24 protein-coding genes are annotated in these 19,893 nt (G+C 73.4%); 18 read left to right on the forward strand and 6 right to left on the reverse strand.

Annotated elements, in window-relative coordinates; translation table 11 throughout:
- Positions 1–16: 16 nt before the first annotated feature.
- The 4 genes from VFC33_12470 to VFC33_12485 all read left to right on the forward strand — a co-directional run bounded on the left by VFC33_12470 (position 17) and on the right by VFC33_12485 (position 4,022).
- Positions 17–811 carry an SDR family oxidoreductase gene (locus tag VFC33_12470; GenBank protein HZR14051.1) on the forward strand — a complete coding sequence of 265 codons (795 nt, stop codon included), beginning with the start codon at positions 17–19 and terminating at the stop codon, positions 809–811.
- Positions 808–1,305 (forward strand): hypothetical protein, encoded by a 498-nt coding sequence (locus tag VFC33_12475; protein HZR14052.1) that lies wholly within the window; start codon positions 808–810, stop codon positions 1,303–1,305. Before VFC33_12470 ends, VFC33_12475 begins: the two co-directional genes overlap by 4 nt.
- Positions 1,302–2,369, forward strand: coding sequence for a DUF2332 domain-containing protein (locus tag VFC33_12480; GenBank protein HZR14053.1), 1,068 nt, complete (start codon positions 1,302–1,304; stop codon positions 2,367–2,369). Before VFC33_12475 ends, VFC33_12480 begins: the two co-directional genes overlap by 4 nt.
- A gap of 87 nt (positions 2,370–2,456) precedes the next feature.
- Entirely contained in the window at positions 2,457–4,022 is a 1,566-nt protein-coding gene (locus VFC33_12485; protein ID HZR14054.1) for a methyl-accepting chemotaxis protein, read from the forward strand.
- A gap of 21 nt (positions 4,023–4,043) precedes the next feature.
- Here VFC33_12485 and VFC33_12490 read toward each other — a convergent pair whose 3' ends face one another.
- From VFC33_12490 to VFC33_12505, 4 genes are read right to left on the reverse strand one after another with little or no spacing between them, the layout of a single operon-like run.
- Positions 4,044–4,850, reverse strand: coding sequence for a sugar phosphate isomerase/epimerase (locus VFC33_12490; protein ID HZR14055.1), 807 nt, complete (start codon positions 4,848–4,850; stop codon positions 4,044–4,046).
- Positions 4,851–4,856: 6 nt separating this feature from the next.
- Complete coding sequence (locus VFC33_12495) at positions 4,857–5,627, reverse strand: SDR family oxidoreductase (protein HZR14056.1); 771 nt, start codon at positions 5,625–5,627, stop codon at positions 4,857–4,859.
- Between the two features lie 36 nt (positions 5,628–5,663).
- Positions 5,664–6,569 carry a cation diffusion facilitator family transporter gene (locus VFC33_12500; GenBank protein HZR14057.1) on the reverse strand — a complete coding sequence of 302 codons (906 nt, stop codon included), beginning with the start codon at positions 6,567–6,569 and terminating at the stop codon, positions 5,664–5,666.
- Positions 6,566–7,720 (reverse strand): hypothetical protein, encoded by a 1,155-nt coding sequence (locus tag VFC33_12505; GenBank protein HZR14058.1) that lies wholly within the window; start codon positions 7,718–7,720, stop codon positions 6,566–6,568. Before VFC33_12505 ends, VFC33_12500 begins: the two co-directional genes overlap by 4 nt.
- Positions 7,721–7,760: 40 nt before the next feature.
- Here VFC33_12505 and VFC33_12510 point away from each other — a divergent pair, with 40 nt between their 5' ends.
- The 13 genes from VFC33_12510 (at position 7,761) to VFC33_12570 (ending at position 16,566) form a co-directional block, all read left to right on the forward strand.
- The gene (locus VFC33_12510) at positions 7,761–8,633 is read left to right on the forward strand and encodes a DUF1775 domain-containing protein (GenBank protein ID HZR14059.1); all 873 of its coding nucleotides are present in this window, start codon (positions 7,761–7,763) and stop codon (positions 8,631–8,633) included.
- 19 nt (positions 8,634–8,652) lie between these two features.
- Positions 8,653–9,435: a transglutaminase-like domain-containing protein gene (locus tag VFC33_12515; GenBank protein HZR14060.1), complete on the forward strand. Its 783-nt coding sequence runs from the start codon at positions 8,653–8,655 to the stop codon at positions 9,433–9,435.
- A gap of 6 nt (positions 9,436–9,441) precedes the next feature.
- Positions 9,442–10,077, forward strand: coding sequence for an LON peptidase substrate-binding domain-containing protein (locus VFC33_12520; GenBank protein HZR14061.1), 636 nt, complete (start codon positions 9,442–9,444; stop codon positions 10,075–10,077).
- Positions 10,078–10,126: 49 nt separating this feature from the next.
- Positions 10,127–10,486, forward strand: a complete 360-nt coding sequence (locus VFC33_12525; protein ID HZR14062.1) for a hypothetical protein — start codon at positions 10,127–10,129, stop codon at positions 10,484–10,486.
- 67 nt (positions 10,487–10,553) lie between these two features.
- A complete protein-coding gene (locus VFC33_12530) occupies positions 10,554–11,411 on the forward strand; it encodes a MaoC/PaaZ C-terminal domain-containing protein (GenBank protein ID HZR14063.1) in 858 nt (285 codons plus the stop codon).
- Positions 11,354–11,695, forward strand: coding sequence for a MoaD/ThiS family protein (locus VFC33_12535; protein ID HZR14064.1), 342 nt, complete (start codon positions 11,354–11,356; stop codon positions 11,693–11,695). Before VFC33_12530 ends, VFC33_12535 begins: the two co-directional genes overlap by 58 nt.
- 12 nt (positions 11,696–11,707) lie before the next feature.
- Positions 11,708–12,232: an aerial mycelium formation protein gene (locus VFC33_12540; GenBank protein ID HZR14065.1), complete on the forward strand. Its 525-nt coding sequence runs from the start codon at positions 11,708–11,710 to the stop codon at positions 12,230–12,232.
- 8 nt (positions 12,233–12,240) lie between these two features.
- Positions 12,241–12,636, forward strand: a complete 396-nt coding sequence (locus tag VFC33_12545; protein ID HZR14066.1) for a helix-turn-helix transcriptional regulator — start codon at positions 12,241–12,243, stop codon at positions 12,634–12,636.
- 33 nt (positions 12,637–12,669) lie between these two features.
- Positions 12,670–13,908, forward strand: a complete 1,239-nt coding sequence (locus tag VFC33_12550; GenBank protein ID HZR14067.1) for a glycosyltransferase — start codon at positions 12,670–12,672, stop codon at positions 13,906–13,908.
- A gap of 16 nt (positions 13,909–13,924) precedes the next feature.
- Entirely contained in the window at positions 13,925–14,377 is a 453-nt protein-coding gene (locus tag VFC33_12555) for a YbjN domain-containing protein (protein ID HZR14068.1), read from the forward strand.
- 209 nt (positions 14,378–14,586) lie between these two features.
- Entirely contained in the window at positions 14,587–15,396 is an 810-nt protein-coding gene (gene proC / locus VFC33_12560) for a pyrroline-5-carboxylate reductase (protein HZR14069.1), read from the forward strand.
- Between the two features lie 148 nt (positions 15,397–15,544).
- Positions 15,545–15,739, forward strand: a complete 195-nt coding sequence (locus tag VFC33_12565; GenBank protein ID HZR14070.1) for a helix-turn-helix domain-containing protein — start codon at positions 15,545–15,547, stop codon at positions 15,737–15,739.
- Between the two features lie 11 nt (positions 15,740–15,750).
- Positions 15,751–16,566 carry an SAM-dependent chlorinase/fluorinase gene (locus tag VFC33_12570; protein ID HZR14071.1) on the forward strand — a complete coding sequence of 272 codons (816 nt, stop codon included), beginning with the start codon at positions 15,751–15,753 and terminating at the stop codon, positions 16,564–16,566.
- 162 nt (positions 16,567–16,728) lie between these two features.
- Here VFC33_12570 and VFC33_12575 read toward each other — a convergent pair whose 3' ends face one another.
- Positions 16,729–17,355 (reverse strand): CAP domain-containing protein, encoded by a 627-nt coding sequence (locus VFC33_12575; protein ID HZR14072.1) that lies wholly within the window; start codon positions 17,353–17,355, stop codon positions 16,729–16,731.
- 283 nt (positions 17,356–17,638) lie between these two features.
- Between VFC33_12575 and VFC33_12580 the strand changes: the two genes are divergently transcribed.
- Entirely contained in the window at positions 17,639–19,126 is a 1,488-nt protein-coding gene (locus VFC33_12580; GenBank protein ID HZR14073.1) for an AMP-binding protein, read from the forward strand.
- Here VFC33_12580 and VFC33_12585 read toward each other — a convergent pair.
- The gene (locus tag VFC33_12585) at positions 19,065–19,841 is read right to left on the reverse strand and encodes a hypothetical protein (protein HZR14074.1); all 777 of its coding nucleotides are present in this window, start codon (positions 19,839–19,841) and stop codon (positions 19,065–19,067) included. The two genes, VFC33_12580 and VFC33_12585, sit on opposite strands and share 62 nt — an antisense overlap.
- Positions 19,842–19,893 lie beyond the last annotated feature (52 nt).

The following is a 19,893-nucleotide window of genomic DNA, read 5'->3' on the forward strand; positions in this document are numbered from 1 at the left end:
CGTCAGGGAGGGAAGCGTGTCGCAGACCGTCACGAGCGCGGGCGCCGCCCGCGACATGCACGGCGTCGACGGACGCGTCGTCGTCGTCACCGGATCCGGCCGCGGCATCGGCCGCGGGATCGCCCACCATGTCGGCAAGTGCGGTGCCAGCGTCGTCGTCGCCGAGTGGCGCGAGGACACGATGCAGCGGACCGTCGACGAGCTCGAGGCACTCGACGTCCCGGTGCTCGGCGTGCGGTGCGACATCAACGAGCGCGAGGACATCCAGTCGATGGTCGACGCGTCCCTCGCGCGCTTCGGACGGATCGACGCGCTCGTCAACAACGCGCAGACGTTCCGCCCCATGGCGCCGATCGCCGAGGTGACCGAGGAGGACGTCGACGTCTTCTACCGGTCGGGCGTGAAGGGCACGCTGTGGGCGATGCAGGCGGTCCACCCCCACATGCAGGCGCAGGGGTGGGGCCGCATCGTGAACTTCGCGTCGTCGATGGGCATCACCGGCGGCCGCGGGTTCGCGGCGTACAACGCGTCGAAGGAGGCGATCCGCGCGCTCACGCGCACAGCGGCGCGCGAGTGGGCGATGGACGGCATCGTCGTCAACGCGGTCGCGCCCGCGGCCGCGACGCATCATGGGAAGGCCGGCGAGCAGAGCGAGGGGTACCGCGTCTTCGTCGAGAGCTGCCCGATGCAGCGGCAGGGCGACCCCGAGCTCGACATCGCACCGATCGTCGCGTTCCTCTGCTCCGACGCGTGCCGCTACCTCACCGGCCACACGTTCATGGCCGACGGCGGCGCGTTCATGTGGGCGTGACACCCGGCGTCGAGGCGCTGCACGACGACGGCTACCGCTTCGTCACCGACACGCCGACGACCGCGGCCGACTACGACCAACAGCAGCACGTCAACAACGCGGCCGTGGTACGCCTCCTGAACGACCTGCGCATCGCGTACGTCAACGCGCGACTCGGTCCCCGGTTCGTCGACCACCTGCGTGACGAGGGGCGTGTGCACGTCGCGCGCGAGCTGCACGTCCTCTACGAGAGCGAAGGCCTGCCGGACGAGCGGTTCGTCGGCGGCGCGCGCGTCGCGGCCCGCTACGGGCGGGCGGGGATCATGGAGGAGCGCATCGTCGAGGAGACCACCGGCCGTCCGCTCGCGCGTGCGTGGCTCGTCCAGCTCCTCGTGCAGGACGGTCGCGTCGTGGACTACCCGGACTGGTACTGGAGCCTCGTGGCACGCGCCGAGGGCGGTCGGCTGCGGGTGGGCGACGCGTCCGCGCGACCGCCGTGGGGACCGCCCGCGTGAACGTGGACGACGCCCGCCGGAAGGTCGCCGACGAGTGCCGGCTGCAGGCCGCCGGGTGCGGGTACGTCGGCGCGCCGTTCTACGAGCACCTCCTGCTCGCGATGGCCGACGACGCGCTCGCCGGCGGCCCGACGTGGGATTTGCTCGGTCCCTACGCCGAGCGTCCGTTCGACGACGCGTACCGGCTGCGCGTGCTCGGTGGGGTCCACCGGATGGTCCTCGACGGCGACGCGCCCGCGCTCGCCGCGCACTTCCCGTCGACCGGTGGTGACGGCGACGCGGCCGCGGCCTGGCCTCTCGTACGCCACGTCTTCCGCGACCCGCCGCCGGTGCTGCTCGACGCGATGACCCGCCCGCCCCAGACCAACGAGGTCGGGCGGTCGGTCTCGCTCGTCCCCGGGTTCCTCACGGTCGCGCGCGAGTTCGGGCTGCCGTTGCGGCTCCTCGAGCTCGGCTCGAGCGCCGGCCTCAACCTGCGCGTCGACGCATACCGGTACGAGAACGACGGCGCGGCGTGGGGCGACCCGTCGTCACCCGTCCGCTTCGCCGACCTGTGGACCGACGGCCGGCCGCCGCTCGACACTCCCGCGCGCATCGCCGAGCGTCGCGGCTGCGACCGCGACCCGATCGACGCGACGAGCGACGACGCGCGCCTGAGGTTGCTGTCATACGTGTGGCCCGGCCAGCGCGACCGCTTCGAGCTGCTGCGCCACGCGCTCGACGTCGCCGCGCGCTTCCCGGTCGAGATCGACCGCGCCGACGCCGACGAGTGGGTCGAGCGACAGCTCGAGCGGCGCGCCGACGGCATCGCAACCGTCGTGTTCCACTCCATCGCATGGCAGTACTTCGGCGACGCCGCGCAGGCGCGAGTCCGTGCCGCGCTGGCACGAGCGGGCGAGCGCGCGACGGTCGACGCTCCTGTCGCGTGGCTGCGGCTCGAACCGGCGGCCGCGGGCGTCCCGACCGAGCTGCGCCTCACGACCTGGCCGGACACCGGGGCCGGCGCCGACCGCCTGCTCGCGACGGCCGGGTTCCACTTTGGCCGGGTTCGTTGGCTTTCGTGACCTCCTTCCCCGTCAAGTCACGCGTCCCCCTGCCGATCGAGTGACAGCGGCGCAGATCGATCGCGCCCGGGGATCGGAGTGACGGACATGCGGTGGACGGTGGGTCGGAAGCTCGCGGGGTTGAGCGCGGTCGCGCTCGCCCTCGCGCTCGTCGTGGGCATCGTCGGCTGGAACGGGACCGGCCGTGTGCACGGGGATCTGCAGCGCGTGGTCGCGGCCAACGCCGCGCAACGCGAGCAGGCCGAGGTCGACGCCTCGCACGACAACGTGATGTCCGACGTCCTCATGGTGCTGCGCGCCGCCGACGACGGCGAGCTGAGCGACGCGCGTGCCGCGCTGGGCGACGACGCGAAGACGCTCGTGGAGAAGGTCCAGGGCGTCCGCCGGGCGAACCTGAGCCCGTCGATCAACGCGGCGGCCGACGCGCTCCTGCCCGAGGCCCGTGACTTCGTCGCGTCGACGCAGAAGCTCGCGGCGATGCGCGGTCAGTCGCCCGAGGCGATCGACGCGGCGTTCCGTCCGTACAACGACGCGTTCGGCACCTTCACGGACCACATCGACGCGCTGACAGCCCGCGTGCAGAAGGCGGCCGTGACCGACGCGTCGTCGGCCGGCTCGGCCACGAGCTCCGCTCGCATGCTGATCGTGCTCGTCCTCGCGATCGGCATGGTGATCGTCATCGCGATCGCGGCCCGCCTCGCCCTGGGCATCACACGGCCGCTGCGCCGCAGCGTCGAGAGTCTCGAGGCCCTCGCGCAGCGGGATCTCACGCGCAGGCTGGAGGTCACGACGACCGACGAGACCGCGCAGATGGCGACCGCGCTGAACGCGGCGATCGACGGCCTGCGCGACGCGCTCGGGTCCATCTCACAGGGTTCGGAGCAGCTCGCCACGGCCTCGAACGGGTTGCTCTCGACGAGCTCGCGGGTCAGCGAGGGTGCCGACGTCGCCGCGTCCCAGACGGGTGTCGTCGCCGCCGCCGGCGAGCAGGTGAGCGCGAACAGCCAGAGCGTCGCGAGTGCCGTCGAGGAGATGAACGCCAGCATCCACGAGATCGCGCGTCACGCGTCCGAGGCGTCGGGCGTCGCCGCGGAGGCCGTCACGATCGCGGCGAGCGCCGACGAGCGCGTCAACCGGCTCGGCGTGAGCAGCGCCGAGATCGGTGAGGTGCTCGACCTCATCTCGTCCATCGCCGACCAGACGAACCTGCTCGCGCTCAACGCGACCATCGAGGCCGCGCGCGCCGGCGAGGCGGGGAAGGGCTTCGCGGTCGTGGCGAACGAGGTGAAGGAGCTCGCGAGCGAGACGGGTCGCGCGACCGCGGACATCGCGGCGAAGGTCGCGGCCATCCGCGAGGACACCTCGGGCGCGGTCGAGGCGATCAGCCAGATCGGCGAGATCATCGGTCGCATCAACGACATCCAGACGACCATCGCATCGGCGGTCGAGGAGCAGGCCGCCACGACGAGCGAGATCGGTCGCAGCGTCGACGAGGCCGCGCGCGGCGCGAGCGACATCGCCAAGAGCATCGAGGACGTGAACGGCGCGGTCCAGGTCGCGGCGCAGGGCGCGAACGAGACGCAGGCAGCCGCCGGTGAGGTCAGCCGGACGGCCGACGAGCTGCGCGCCCTCGTCGCCGGCTTCCGCTACTGATCGCGTCGCCGGTCTCGGCCCTCATGCGCCCAGCCGCGTGAGCGCATCACCCAGCCAGTCGACGCTGCGGCGAATCGCCGCGCCGTAGCCCTCCTCCTCGATGCGCGGGCCGATGAGCTCCAGGTCGAACGGGCCGGCGTACCCGGCGTCGAGGACCTGGCCGAGGATGCGCTCGATCGGCACGTCGCCGTCACCGGGGACGAGACGCGCCGGCGTCGACAGCGTCCCGACCGCGTAGTCGCTCACCTGCACGAGCCGGAACGTGTCCACGCCGCGCGCGATCGTCTCGGCGAGGCCGCGCTCGGCCCAGCACGCGTTGATCTCCATGCAGACGCCGGTCCCCATCCGGCGCGCCAGGTCGACGACGTCGGCGAGCGTGTGCACGAACCCGACGTCCGCGCGCAGCGAGTTCGTGTGCTCGACCGCGAGCGCGACGCCCCGCTCGCGCGCGAGCGTGACGACGGGCGCGATCGCCTCCTCGAGCGCGTCCGCGGCCTCCTCCCACGTGAGACGCCCCGCCGGGCCGGTCGTCACCACGAGGCACGGTGCGCCGAGCGCGTGCGCGCCGTCGAGCGCGCGCACCAACCGCGCGCGCTGCCCGTCCCACTGCGCGGGCCGGTCGAGGTGGAACGGTCCGATGCCGATCACGTTCGCCACGCGGATCCCCGCATCGCGTACGCGAGCGATGCCCTCGTCCCACCCGAACCGGTCGAGCTTCGCCATCGACACGCCGACGTTCGTGATGCCCGCCTCGGCGTAGAACTCGAGGTCCTCCGCGAGCGACCAGTCGTAGCTGGAGATCGCGCTGACGGAGACACGCGGGTGCATCGGCGCTCAGCCCAGGACGAGACCGCGGGCGATGCTGCTCCCGCCGTCGAGCTGCAGGTTGATGCCGGTCAGGAACTCCGACTCCCGGCTCGCGAGGTACACGACCGCGTACGCGACGTCGCGCGCGACGCCGAGTCGCGTGAGGTGCATGCCCTCCATGCGCGCGCGGCGCTCGTCCGTCATGTCGGCGTCGCGACGGTCGTTCAGCACGTACCCGGGGCTGACGGTGTTGCACCGGATCCCGTCCCGGGCGTAGTCGACCGCGATCGAGCGCGTCAGCGCGTTGAGCCCGCCCTTGCTCGCGACGTACGCGGCGAAGCCCGGGCTCGCTCGCTCGGCCTGCCGGCTCGACACGTTGACGATCGCGCCGTGACCGGCCCGTCGCATGTGGGGGATCGCGGCACGACACAGGCGCATCGGCGCGGTGAGATTGACCCGCAACGCCTGCTCCCACGCCGCGTCGCCGATCTCGCCGACGGGACCGTCGCGCTCGACCGTCGACGAGACCGCGTTGTTGACCAGCACCGTGAGCCCGCCGAAGTGCGTAGCCGCCGCGTCGACGAGCGTGTCGCACGCCGCGGGGTCGTCGAGGTCGGCGGCGACGAACGTCGCGTCGCCACCGCCGCGCACGATCTCGTCGACGACGGCGTCGCCACGGGTCTTGTCGCGGCCGGTCACCGTGACCCGCGCGCCCTCGCGCGCGAGCTCGATCGCGACGGCCCGTCCGATGCCCGCGGTCGAGCCGGTCACGAGCGCGACCTCCCCGGCGAGACGCACGTTCCCCTCCACGCTCGACCTGACGCCGGCGTCAGGCTACCAGGCGACCTCCGCGCAGCCTTCGTGGCTGTCCGGCTCGACCTGCAGCGTCGCGTGCTCGATCGAGAAGCGGTCGCGCAGCACGACGCGGGCTTGGTCGAGCACGGCGTGGCTGTCGACGTCCTCGCCGACCATGAGGTGCGCGGACGCGACGTCCATCTCGGATGTGAGCGTCCAGACGTGGACGTCGTGCACGTCGACGACACCGGGCAGCGTCGCGAGCTGGGCGCGCAACGCGTCGACGTCGATGTCCTTCGGCGCGACCTGCAGCAGGATGCGCAGGGCCTGCCCGCCGATGCGCACGGTGCGCGGGAGGATGAACAGCCCGATCGCGGCACCGATGATCGGGTCGATGAGCCGCCACCCCGTCGTGACGAGCACGATCGCGGCGACGATCGTCCCGACGGATCCGAGCGTGTCCGCGACGACCTCGAGGAACGCGCCCTCGACGTTGAGGCTCTCACCCGCGCCGCGGCGCAGGAGCAGCAGCGCGGTCACGTTGGCGACGAGCCCGATCGTCGCGACGACGAGCACCGGCGCGCCGACGACGTGGGGCGGGTCGCCGAAGCGCAACGCCGCCTCGACGAGCACGAACATCGCGACCGCGAACAGCAGCACGGCGTTCACGAGCGCGGCGAGGATCTCGAGGCGGTAGAGCCCGTAGGTCCGCCCGGGATCGCGCACCGGGCGCTGCGCGACCTGGATGGCCGCGAGCGCGAGCCCGAGCCCGGCGACGTCCGTCAGCACGTGGCCCGCGTCGGACAGCAGCGCGAGCGAGTTCGTCAGGAGCGCGGTGACCACCTCGACGACGAACACGACGACGCCGAGCAGGAGCGCGACGACGAGCGGGCGACGGTGACGGGCCCCCGCGCTGGTGTACGCGTGGCCCGCAGGGCCGCTCACGGAACCCGTTGCGGACCGGTCACCTGGTCGACTGTACCGGCGGGGCGACGGGCCGCCGTCGTGTCACCGTGTCGCGCCGTGCGCACCGGTCGCGGCCGTCGCAGCCGGAGCGCGGCCGCCACGACCGTTCCCACACCGAGCCCGAGCGCGTTGGTCACGACGCCGCGCGCGAGCACGTCCGGGAGCGTGGACGGCACCTGCGACCGCGTGATCGACGTGATGTCCGCGAACCCGCCCGCGACGAGCAGGAAGACCGCGGCGATGAGGATCATCGGCGTCGCGTCGTACGGATCGCGACCGCGCCGCAACAGCATCGCGAGCGCGCCGATCCCGACGACGCAGCCCGCGATCGAGTAGATGCTCGAACCGACGTCGGACAGCGTCGACGCGGTGCTCGCACCCCAGTACCCGGCGACGTGCATCGCCTCGCCCGCGACGAGCAGCGCGATCGCGACGCCGAGCACGGCGGGCCAGATGCGCGTGCGCGACGCGAGCACGACGAGCGCGGCGAGCCCGACGGCGATCCCGATCCAGGGCAGGACCGACGGGCCGGGCACCCAGGTGACGTCGCCCACCGCGTGCAACCGGCGCGTGCCGTAGTCGATCGGGACCTGCCAGCCCCCGATGACGACATGGCTGTGACCGGGGTCGCGCGTCACCTGTGGCGGGGCGGCACCGCCCATCCAGTGCGCGCGATGGTCGTGCCAGCGTGCAGTCCGGGACGACGAGATCTTCCGCCATCCCGGCGCGGCGTTCGCGTCGTAGCTCGGCGGCGCCGACGCGGTCGGGATCGTCGACCGGTTGAGGAACACCGCCGGCGACTTCGTGTTCTCGTAGACGCCGCGCGGCCCGACGCGCAGGTACGGCTCGCCCTGGTACCCGAGCACGACCGCATCCGTTCCCGTCGTGTTCGTCAGCTCGAGCTTCCCGCCGAGGTCGACCGACCGCACCGTGAGACCGGGCACCGCGGGCTCGACGCCCCGCACCGTGGTCCGGTAGTTCGTAGGTTGCACGCCGCCGACGCCGTGGGCCCAGGCCGGCAGCGCGTCGACGACGACCACCGCGGCCGCCGCGACGAGCACGGCGAGAACGACCGCCGTACGGGTGACGACGGCGCCCAGCAGCTCGACGGCGCGCGCAGGACGGGCCACGACACGGATCATCGCGCCCGAACAGGCAAGATGACGTGCCGTGGCAGCGAAGGACAGCACCGTTCGTGCCCGCCGGCAGACGCGTGCCGCGGTGCGCGTGCTCGTCGTCGCGGCGCTCGCCGTGATCCCGCTCGTCGTGTCGTGGCCGCGCGCGTCTGCCGCGGTCGCACCCGAGCCGGCCGCCGTCGCGCCCGGCAACGTCGTGACGATCGGGTTCCAGGTCGTGAACGACCGGGCGCCGCACGCGACGACGCGCGTCGAGATCGACTTCCCCATCCACCCCGCGATCGTCAACGCGGACGCGGTGCCGGTCCCGGGGTGGACCGTGCGCATGGATCGGCGCCCGCTCGCGCACCCAGTGCCGACCCCCGACGGCCCCGCGGGCGACGCCGTTCGCCGGCTCGTCTGGACCGGCGGACCGCTGACGGGCGCGAACCTCGTGCGGTTCACGATCGACGCCGGACCGATTCCGTCGTCGGTGGGGACGATCGGTTTCACCGCGGTGCAGACGTACGACGACGGCGTGGTGGTGCGCTGGCACGACGATCCGTCGAAGCAGAGCGCGTCGCACCCCGCCCCGTACCTCGACGTGAGCCGGTTCGCGGCGACGCGGCCGGCAGCCGCGGCCGCGCCGCTCGACGCGGCGTTCAACCTCGACGAGAAGCGCGCGATCGACCGTCGGGTCCGGCTGCTCGTCCGCAACGGCGAGGTCGCGACACCCGACGATCTCGAGTCCGCGCGGTGGCTCTCGCTGCTCGCGGTGGTCGTCGGGCTCGCCGGGCTCGCGCTCGGCGGCGCTGCGTTCCTGGCGGTCAGGCGCGCACGCCGCGATGGCGCGCTGGGCCCGCGCGACCCGCATGACGCGCCGGGCGCGGACCACGGCGCGACCGCGAGCGCCGCGCCCGAGCCGTAGCCGGCGCGAGCATTCGCGCGTGAGCGACGACCCGGTCCGGCGCTTCGCGCGCCTCGTCGAGGTGCCGGAGGAGGAGATCCGCCTCGACGAGGCCGCGCTCCTCCTGCCGACGTGCGTACGGCCGGTCGACGTCGCCGACGGGCTCGCGCGCCTCGACGACCTCGCGGACGGCTGCTCCGCGCGCGACGCCGACGGCCTGAGCCGGTACCTCTTCGTCGAGAACGCCTTCCGTGGCGACACCGACGACTACGAGGACCCGCGGAACTCGTTCCTCGACGACGTGCTGACGCGGCGCAAGGGCATCCCGATCACGTTGAGCGTGCTGATGCTCGAGGTCGGCCGGCGCCTCGACGTGCCGCTCGCCGGCGTGGGGATGCCCGGTCACTTCCTCGTGCGCGACGCGCGGGACGCAGACGCGTTCTTCGACCCGTTCCACGGCGGTGCTCGCATCGATGCGGCGGGCGCGCGGTCGCTCCACGCCGCGCTGCGCGGGGACGAGTCGTTCGGGCCGGAGCTCCTCGACCCGGTCGGGCCGCGGGCGATCCTGTCGCGGATGCTCGCGAACCTGCAGCACTCGTTCATGTCGCGCCGTCCCGCGGCCGTCGTCCCCGTCGTCCGCATGCGATGCGCGATCCCCGGGCTGTCGCGCGCCGAACGGCACCACCTCGCGACGCTGCTCGGCTCGCTCGGCGACTTCGAGGAGGCGGGCGTCATGCTCGAGCAGCTCGCGACGGAGCTGACCGGTACCGACGCCGACCGTGTTCGCCGGCAGGCCGTCGCGCTGCGCGCTCGTGGGAACTGACGAGCGATGGACGAGCGTGAGCTGCCGATGTTCCCGCTCGGCACGGTGCTCTTCCCGTTCGCACCGCTGCCGCTGCACGTGTTCGAGCCGCGCTACCGCGCCCTGGTCCGGCACTGCCTCGACACCGAACCCGAGTTCGGCGTCGTGCTCATCGAGCGCGGCTCGGAAGTCGGCGGCGGCGACACGCGCTTCGGCATCGGGACGGTCGCGCGCATCGTGCAGCTCGCCGAGCTCCCGGACGGCCGGTCGCTCCTCGTCGCGGTCGGCACACGACGCATCCGTGTCGAGGACTGGCTGCCCGACGACCCCTATCCGCGCGCGCTCGTCGCGCCGTTCGAGGACGACGAGCGCACCGGCGACGTACCCGGCACGCTCGTCGACGACGTGCGGCGCGTGTTGTTGCGTGTCACGTCGTTGCGCAGCGAGCTCGGCGTTCCGTCGCCGTCGGCCGACCCGCCCGTCCCAGATCACCACGACGACGTGGCGCGCGCGTCGTTCGAGCTCGCGGCGCGCGCGCACGTGAACCCGCTCGACGCGCAGCGCGTGCTCGAGCAGACGAACGCCCACGCGCGGCTCGCGATGCTGCACGAGCTGTTGACCGACGAAGCCACCGTCCTCGAGCACCAGCTCGGAGCGGGGTGACGCGAGGCGGCCCGGTTTTCGGCCCCGCGACAAGCGGTAGGGTCCGGTCGTGGAACCCGACGAGGCACGTCAGCGGTTGGAGGCCGAGAAGTCGCGCGTGGAAGGGCTGATCCGCGACCTGCGCGGCGAGCTCGGTCCCGGATCAGAGAGCGACGAGGTGTCGGAGCTGGCCGACTACGACCAGCACCCCGCGGACTTGGGCAGCGAGACCTTCGAGCGCGAGAAGGATCTCTCGATCCTGGAGTCGCTCGAGTCCGAGCTCGCGGAGCTCGAGGCCGCGCTCCAGCGCGTCGACGACGGCACCTACGGGATCGACGAGGTGACCGGCGAGCCGATCCCGACCGAACGGCTCGAGGCGTACCCGACCGCGCGCACCAACGTCGGGACCGAGCGGCGCGAACAACAGTGACAGAGTGCGGACGAACGCCGGCCGTGGGCGGATGCCCGGGACGGCCGGCGCCGAGGGAGCCATAGACATGGCTTTCGCGCTCGACGAGATCGGCCGGTGGTCGGACGAGCACGAGTTGACGGTCGATGCCGAGCGTGCGCGCGCGTACGCGGCCGCGACGAACGACCCGATCCCCGCGCACCGCGACGGGGCGCTCGCCCCGCCGGTGTTCGCGGTCGTCCCGATCTGGGACACGCTCCTCGCGACCGTCACGCGTGTCTGCAGCCCGCAGGCCGCGATGCTCGCCGTGCACGGGGAGCAGGACATGCGGTTCCACCGCCCGATCGTCCCGGGCATGACGTTGCGTTCACGCGGTGCACCCGTCGGCCTGCACGTCAAGCCGTCGGGCACGACGCTCGTCAGCCGCTACGAGACGCGCGACGCCTCCGACGGTGAGCTCGTGAACGAGCAGTACTGCGTCACGTTCTTCCGTGGTGTGCAGGCCGACGGCGAGCGCGGCGACGACGCGCCCGGGCACGAGTTCCCCGGCGCGCTCCCCGGTCAGCCTCCGGCGGGCGAGGTCGTCCAGCACGTCGACGACGACCAGACCTTCCGGTACTCGAAGGCGTCCGGCGACCTGATGCCGATCCACCTCGACGACGAGGTCGCGCGGTCGGTCGGCCTCCCCGGCATCATCGTCCACGGACTGTGCACGATGGCCTTCGTGAGCTGGGGTGCGATCCAGTCGGTCGCCGACGGCGATCCCACGCGGCTGCAGCGGCTCGCGGTCCGCTTCTCGCGTCCGGTCATGCCCGGCGAGGACATCACGTCGCGGTTCTTCGCGACGAACGAGGGCGAGTCCGGCACGACGAGCTACGGGTTCGAGACGTGCAACCCCGCGGGGGAGGCGGTGCTGCGCGACGGGCTCGTCGAGGTCGCGCGCTGACCGTCCGGCTCCGGCTCTTCGCCCGGGCCCGCGAGGCCGCGGGCACCGCCGAGGACCGCTACGAGGCCGGCACGGTCGGCGAGCTGCTGAGCGAGGCGGTTGCCCGCTACGGCGACGGGTTCGCGGAGGTGCTCGGTGTGTCCCGGGTGTGGGTCAACGGCGACGAGCCGCTCGCCGGCGACGCGACCACCCTTTCGGACGGCGACGAGGTCGCGGTGCTGCCGCCCGTCAGCGGGGGCTGCCGGGGGCCGGGGCCGGACGGGGGCCCCGTACGGCCGGGCTAGCCTGAGACCGCCGTGGACCAGCAGCGACGCCGCATCGACCGCATCCTCGACCCCGCCTACGTCGCCGACCTCGGCGCGCGCTCCGTCGACGACCTGCGGACGATGCGCGACGAGTGCGTGAACGTCGAGACGGAGGTCTCGTACGTGCGCCGGCTCGCGCAGGCCCGGCTCGACATCATCGCCGCGGAGATGGAGCGCCGGTCCTCGGGCGGCTCGCTGGGCTCGCTCATCGACGCGCTCCCACGGATCCTGGCCGACGGCGGCCAGCGCGGTCAGCGTGGTGCACCGGCCAACAGCCACATGCCGCAGCAGCTCGCGCCCGCGATGGACATCGAGTGGACACGCGGGCTCGAGCCGCTCGTCACCGACGCGACGCTGGCGAACCTCCCCGCCCTGTCCGACGACGAGCTGCGCGAGACGACCGAACGGCTGCGCACGCTCGAGTCCGACGTCTCCGCGACGCGCCGATCGCTGCACCGCGTGATGGACGCGATCGAGCACGAGCTCGCGACGCGTCTGCGCGTCGGCCCGTCGTAGGCGTCGGCGTGGCCGCACCCGAGGCCCTCGAGGCGCGCCTGCGCGAGCTCGGCGCGTTCATCCGTGACCAACGCCGTCGCGACCGGCTGTCGTTGCGGAAGCTGAGCGAGCTCGCGGGGATCTCGAACCCGTACCTGAGCCAGATCGAGCGGGGTCTGCGCAAGCCGAGCGCGGAGATCCTGCAGGCGATCGCGCGCGGTCTGCAGATCTCGGCCGAGACGCTGTACGTGCAGGCCGGGATCCTCGACGAGCGCGACGACACGCCCGACCTCGTCGCCGCGATCCGCGGTGACCCGACCATCACCGACGGGCAGAAGCAGGCGCTCGTCGAGATCTACCGGTCGTTCCAGCGCGAGGCCGGGCTCCACGGCGAGCGGGCCGCCGGCGACGTACGGGACGGTTGAGCCGGGGGTACCCTGGCTACGATCCCCGGCGGCATGGTCCGGCGTCTCGGGATCCTCAGCGTGCACACGTCGCCGCTCGCGCAGCCGGGCACGGGCGACGGCGGGGGGCTCAACGTGTACGTGCACGCGCTCGCGTCGTCGCTCGCGCGCGCGGGCGTCGAGTGCGACGTGCTGACGCGCGCCGACCGTCCCGGTCTGCGGCCCGTCGTCGACGTCGAGCCCGGCTTCCGTGTGGTCCATCTGGCGGCCGGGCCGCGCGCGCCCGTCCCGAAGCATGCGCTCGACGAGCTCGTCGACGAGCTCGTCGACGCGACGCTCGCACACCAGCGGGACGCGCACGTCGAGTACGACGTCCTGCACGGGAACTACTGGATCTCGGGCGCGGTCGGCCACCGTCTCAAGCACCAGCTCGACGTCCCGCTCGCGTCGACGTTCCACACGCTCGCGCGGGTCAAGGCGTCCGCCGGCGTCGACGGCTCGGACGACGCGCGCGACCGTGCACGCGTCGAGCAGGAGGTGATCGGCTGCAGCGACCTGCTGTGCGCGTCGACTGTCGAGGAGCGCGACCAGCTCGTCGACCTCTACGCCGCGGACCCCGAGCGCGTGGAGATCGTCCCGCCCGGCGTCGACCACGAGCTGTTCTCGCCCGGCGACGACGTGGACCGCGCGCGTGCGCGCGACGCGCTCGGCGTCGGTGACCGGCGGGTGCTCTTGTTCGTCGGGCGCATCCAGCCGTTGAAGGGTGCGGACCTCGCGATCGAGACGCTCGCCGCGCTCGACGACCCACGCTCGCTGCTCCTCGTCGTGGGCGGTCCGAGCGGCGCGGACGGCGACCGCGAGCTCGCGCATCTCCGCGACGTCGCCCGCGCGCTGGGCGTCGACCACCAGGTTCGCTTCGTGCCGCCGCAGCGCCATGGCAGGTTGCGCGCGTTCTATCGCGCGGCAGACGTCTGCCTCGTGCCGTCACGCAGCGAGTCGTTCGGCCTCGTCGCGCTCGAAGCGGCCGCGTGCGGGACACCCGTCGTCGCCACGGCCGTCGGCGGTCTGCGCTCGCTGGTCGACGACGGCCAGACGGGGTTCCTCGTCACCGAGCGCGATCCCGTCGCGTTCGCGACGCCGGTCGCGGTGCTCCTCGACGCCCCCGACGTCGCCCGAGAGCTCGGCGTCGCCGCGCACGCGCGCTCGCGCCGCTACTCGTGGAGCATCACCGCGGGCCGGCTCCGGCGGCTGTACGCCGATCTCGCCGCCCGCGAGCCCGTCCAGTGCGCGTGACGTGGTTGCCTCGGCGATGACGGGCGACGATCTGCTCGACCTCGACGCCGCGCACGCACTCGTCGACGCGCAGCTGTTCGGGCCCGTGCGCGACGAGCCGGCCGTCCAGCACGTCGAGTACGACCCCGAGATCCGGCGCTGGTACGTCCGCTTCGGCTGCGAGGGTCGCGACGCGGCGACGATCTACTTCGACCTCCACCAGCGCACGCTGCGCTACGAGCTCTACTTCATGCCCGACCCGCCCCGGAACCGCCTCGAGCTGTACGAGTGGTTGCTCCACCGCAACCACACGATGTACGGGGCGAGGTTCTCGCTCGGCCCCGACGGCGACGTCTATCTCGTGGGCCGGTTGGCGCTCGAGCACCTCACGGAGTGGGAGCTCGACCGGATCGTCGGCGTCCTGTTCGAGCTCGTCGAGCAGTGGTTCCAGCCCGCGATCCGCCTCGGGTTCGGCCCGCCGAGAGCCTGACGGCGCCCACGGCGCCGTCTCACGATGCGTCGCGTTGCGTCGTGTCGCGTCGGGTTGCGTGACGGTACGGATTGTCGCTACGGTGTACGGGTCGTTGCCGACGGGTAGCGACTGCAGGGCCCGAGGTGCAGGAGGCCCCGCCGTTCGGGGAAGTGCGGCGGGTCCGAGCGTTCCTCGGGCCCTCTCGCGCCCCGGGTTACGGTGGCGCCGTGACCCGCACGGCGCTCCTCGGCGGCGGCCGCATGGGCGAGGCCCTGCTCGCCGGGCTGCTCGACGCCGGGTGGGAGGCCGACCAGCTCGCCGTGGCGGAGGTCGAGCCCGACCGGCGCCAGGCGCTCCAGCAGCGGTTCCCGGGCGCCCGGGTCGTGCCGAGCCCGGCCTGGGCGGTGGCCGACGCCGACGTCGTCGTCGTCGCGGTCAAGCCGGGCGACGTGGCGACCGCCCTCGGCGCCGCCGCGCAGAGCCTGGGCGACGACACGCTGGTGCTCTCGATCGCGGCCGGCGTGACGATCGCGGAGCTCGAGCGCCTCGCACCGGGCCGGCCCGTCATCCGGGCGATGCCGAACACGCCCGCGCTCGTGCGCCGGGGCGCCGCCGCAATCGCGCCCGGATCGGCCGCCCGCGACCCGCACCTGAGCCTCGCCGAGCGGCTGCTCGGCGCGGTCGGCGTCGTCGTGCGCGTCCCCGAGACGTTGCTCGACGCCGTGACCGGCCTCTCGGGGTCCGGTCCCGCGTACCTGTTCCTCGTCGCGGAGGCGCTCGTGGAGGCGGGCGTGCTCGTCGGTCTCCCGCGCGCGACCGCGTCGACGCTCGTCGTCGAGACGCTTCTCGGCGCGGCGACGTTGCTCGCGGAGGGCGACGAGGGGCCCGAAGCGCTGCGCGCGGCGGTCACGTCGCCGGGCGGGACGACGGCCGCCGGCGTGCACATGCTCGAGCAGCGCGCGGTGCGCGCCGCGTTCGTCGAAGCGGTCGTCGCGGCGACCCGGCGCTCGGCCGAGTTGGGACGCGCGGGGTCGTGACGCGCGTGCCGCACGAGTACGCGCGTCACACGCGCGTCGACAGCGGCAACACTGACCCGCTGATCGTCACGGATCACACCACGCACGCTGGACACCAGGAATCTCCCGGCGTACCCTCGCCGAGGCGGACGGAGTTGTGGGGTGACCGGTGAGCCAGTCCTTCTCGAAGGCCCGATTCCTGACCGTGCAGGAGGTCGCAGACCTCATGCGCGTGTCGTCGATGACCGTGTACCGGCTGATCAAGGCGGGTGACCTGCCGGCCGTGCGCGTCGGGCGCTCGTTCCGCGTGCGCGAGGAGGACGTCGACCGCTACCTCGGCTCGCGCTACACGGAGGCCGGGTAACCGCTCGCCGCGTGCCCGACCGTCTCCCGGTCGTCTCGTTCCTCAGCGACTACGGGCTCACCGACGAGTTCGTCGGTGTCTGCAAGGCCGTCATCCTCGGGATCGCCCCGCACGTCACCGTCGTCGACATCACGCACGACGTCGCACCCCAGGACGTGCGCGCGGGCGCGCTCGCGCTCGTGCGCGCGGTCCAGTACCTCCCGCGCGGGGTGGTCCTCGCGATCGTGGATCCCGGCGTCGGCACGGACCGGCGGATGGTCGCGGTCGAGGTCGACGACGGGTTCCTCGTCGGGCCGGACAACGGCCTGCTCGCACCCGCCGTCGCAATGGTCGGCGGCGCGCGCACGGTCGTCTCCCTCACGAGCGAGGCGCACCGTCTGGACGCGCCAGGTCCGACGTTCGCGGGCCGGGACGTGATGGCGCCCGCGGCCGCGTACCTCGCCGCCGGGACGCCCCTCACCGAGCTCGGCGAGGTCGTCGACCCGGCCGGTCTCGTCCCCGCCCTCGTCCCGCTGCCACGCGACGAGGACGACGGGCTCGCAGGCGAGGTGTGGTGGGTCGACCGCTTCGGCAACTGCCAGCTGAACGTCGGCCCCGACGAGCTCGCCGCGACCGGCGCGCGTCCGGGCGAGACCGTCGAGCTGCGCCTCGGCAACGAGACCCGCATGGCGCGCTGGGTCCACGTGTACGCCGATGCGCGGCCGTCGGAGCTCGTCGTGCTCGTCGACTCCTACGGGATGGTGTCGATCGCGCTCGACCGGGCGTCGGCCGCCGCGGCGTGCTCGCTGCGCGAGGGCTCGCCGGTCACGATCGTGAAGCGCACCTGATCCGCCGAGGCGCGATGGCGCCGGTTACCCTGCGCGCGTGCGCCCCGGAACGTCGATCGCGATCGTCGCGCTGCTCGTGATGATCCTCGGTGCCGCGATCGCGCAGTTCGTGTTCCACCTCGGCGGCTAGCGCGATCGCGCATCACCGCCGCGCCGAGCGCGTCAGCTGTCCAACGCGTGCAACCGTGCGATCGCGCGCACCAACGTCGCGGGTGGCGGCGGCGGAGGCGGCGGAGGCGGTGGCGGCGGTGGTGCGGGGGCCGCCACGGGGGTCGGCGACGCGCCGTTCGAAGCGCTGCGGCTGCGTGTCGCCGACCGCGAAGACGGGGTTCCGGCCGCGTTCGCGGACGTGCTTGGGGCGGGCTGGGAGGCTGGTTGCATGAACTCCACCGCGACGAACAACGTCCCGTTGGAGCTCACGACGCCCACGCCCACGTACCGGAACCCCGGATCTGTGAGATTTCTGTAGTGCGCCGGTGAGGCGACGAACGCCTGCTGGATCGCGCACAGGTTCGGACCCATCCCGACGTTCTCGCCGAGGCGGGACCACGGCTCGCTGATCCCGGAGGCCAGGCTCGAGTGCGAGATCGTCCCGGCCGCGGCCATGTGCGCGGCCCAGCTCGACGCCTTGCCCGTCAGGTTCCCGTCGACGGACAGCGGCGCGAGCCCCTGGCTCGCGCGCAACGAGTTCGTCGCGCCGACGAGGTCGCAGTCCGCGGTCGCCGCGGTCGTCGGGAGCACAGCGATCGTCGACAGCACGAGCAGTGCTGCCAGCACGATTCGCCGCATCCGGTCGCCTCCCGTCGATGCCTGCCCGCCTCGGATGCCCTCGGGCGGCACGTCGGGCGCCCGCCTCCGGCAGCCGGCCCGCGTCCCGGGGCCGAGGAAGGTATCGGGCGGATGCGGCCGGACCTTGAGCTCTGCCGCGCTCGCTGCGGGCCGGGACACCGGCCGGCAGGAGCTCGCCGCTGCGGGCGGCCAAGAGCTGCTCTGGCGGGATGTGGCTCTCGGAACCGAGGGTTGACGGCTGGTCGCTACGATCCCGGCCCGTGCTTGGGGGAGGGGCGGGGCGGTGAACCTGGCCTCCGTGCTGCTCGGCCCGGCGCGCACCGCGCCCGACTCCGTCGCGATCCGCGCGCAGCACGACGTCACGTACGGCGACCTCGCGCTGCGTGCGGGCCGCCTGGCCCGGCTCCTGTCCGACGACGTCCGCACCGGCGAGCGCGTCGCGCTGCTCGCGTCGAACGACGAGAGCTTCGTCGTGGCCTACCTCGCGACGCTTGCGTGCGGCGCGGTCGCGGTGCCGCTCAACCCGAGTGCACCGGCGCCCGAGCTCGGGCGCGAGCTCGCGCTCGTCGAGCCGGCGCTCGTGCTGCGCGGTCCGGACGTCGGCGCGCAGCTCGCCGCGCCCGACGTCGCGGCGGTCGTCTCGCGTGTCGTCGACGTGTCCGATCCCGCCGGGGACGGGCTCGAGCCCCTCGTCCCCGTGCCGCGTGACGACGACGACCTCGCCGTGCTCTTGTTCACGGCCGGGACATCGGGCGCGCCGCGCGCGGCCATGCTGAGCCACGGCAACCTCGGGGCGAACATCGCGCAGTTGCAGTCGCACCCGTCGACGCGCCGAACGTCCGACGACGTCGTGCTCGGCGTGCTGCCGTTCTTCCACGTGTACGGGCTCAACGTCGTGATCGGCGTCGCACTCGCGGTCGGCGCGTCGATCGTGCCCGTCGCGCACTTCGACGCCCGCGACACCGCGCACGTCGTCGAGCGCGAGGCCGTCACCGTGATCGCCGCCGTCCCGACCATCTACCGCAGCTGGCTCGAGCTCCCCGACGACACCGTGACGCGCGCGACGTTCGCGTCCGTGCGGCTCGCGGTCTCGGGCGCGGCGCCGCTCGACCCGCAGCTCGCATCGGCGTTCCACGCCCGCTTCGGCGTGACCTTGCACGACGGGTACGGGCTCACCGAGACGTCACCGGTCGTGACGACGAGCGTCGTCGGCGACATCCCGCGTGCCGGCTCGATCGGTGTCGCGATCCCGGGGGTCGACGTACGACTCGTCGACGCCGACGGCACCGACGTGCTCGTCGGCGATCCGGGCGAGATCTGGGTCCGCGGCCCGAACGTCTTCCGCGGCTACTGGCGCGACGACGCCGCGACGGCGGCCGCGTGCACCGACGACGGCTGGCTGCGCACGGGGGACGTCGCGGTCGCGGACGACGAGGGATCGCTGCGGCTCGTCGACCGCTTGCGCGATCTCGTCATCGTGTCGGGGTTCAACGTGTTCCCCGCCGAGGTCGAGGACGTCCTCGGCGCGCACCCCGACGTGCGCGACGTCGCGGTCGTCGGCGTCCCCGATCCCCGCACCGGTGAGCGCCTGCGCGCCTACGTCGTCCCCGAACGCGACCGCGTGACGGACGACGAGACGCTCCGGCGCGAGCTCGCGTCGCACGCGCACGAGCGGCTGGCGCGCTACAAGTGCCCGGACGAGATCGAGGTCACCGCGACGTTGCCGCGCGGCCTGTCGGGGAAGCTGCTGCGCCGCCGTCTGGAACGCTGACCGTCGTGGGTGTCGCGACCGGCGGCGCGCCCGACACCGCGCCCGACGGTCGGCGCGCGGTCACGAGGAACCCCGCGTAGATCACGGTGATCCCGACGGCGAGCGACAGCGCGAACGCCTCGTCGTGGCCGACCACGCCCTGGAGGACGCCGCCGGCGGACAGCACGAGCGTCCCGGCCGCGATCAGCGCGTTCGCGACGGCCATCCGCGCGCTCCCCGGGCGCTGCCGCGCGCGCACGAACCGGATCACCGACCACGCGGCTCCCGCGAACACGACCGTGGCCCCGAGGCCGCTCCCGACCGCGGCGAGCACACGCGGCGCGACACCGAACACGTCCTTGCCGACGGGGATCACGGTGCCCGAGACCGCGTGCATCGGTGCCGACAGCATCACGCCCACCGCGAACCCGCTGAAGCCGACCAGCACCCACTGCACCCGCCGGCCGACTCCCGTGCCGAACAGCAGGTACACCGTCCCGAGCGCGAGCCACGGGACGTCGAGCACCGCGCCGAGCAGGTAGAAGAACCGGAAGGTCCCGTTGTCGAACCCGCCCGTCGAGCCGGACGCGAGCGCCGCCGCGGCCAGGGCGAACATCGCCAGCGCGACCGTCCAGGCCAGCTCGTGGGGCTTGCGCTGCCGGGTGTAGCGAACGAGCGTCGCCTGCGCGAAGAGCGACGACACCGCGGTGGCGATGAACGCGAGCCCGGAGACCATCGGAGCTGCGAGCGTAACGTCCGCACCCGGCACCGGCCGGGTCGCTGCGAGC

Source organism: Acidimicrobiia bacterium (assembly GCA_035651955.1).
Lineage (GTDB): Bacteria > Actinomycetota > Acidimicrobiia > IMCC26256 > JAMXLJ01 > JAMXLJ01.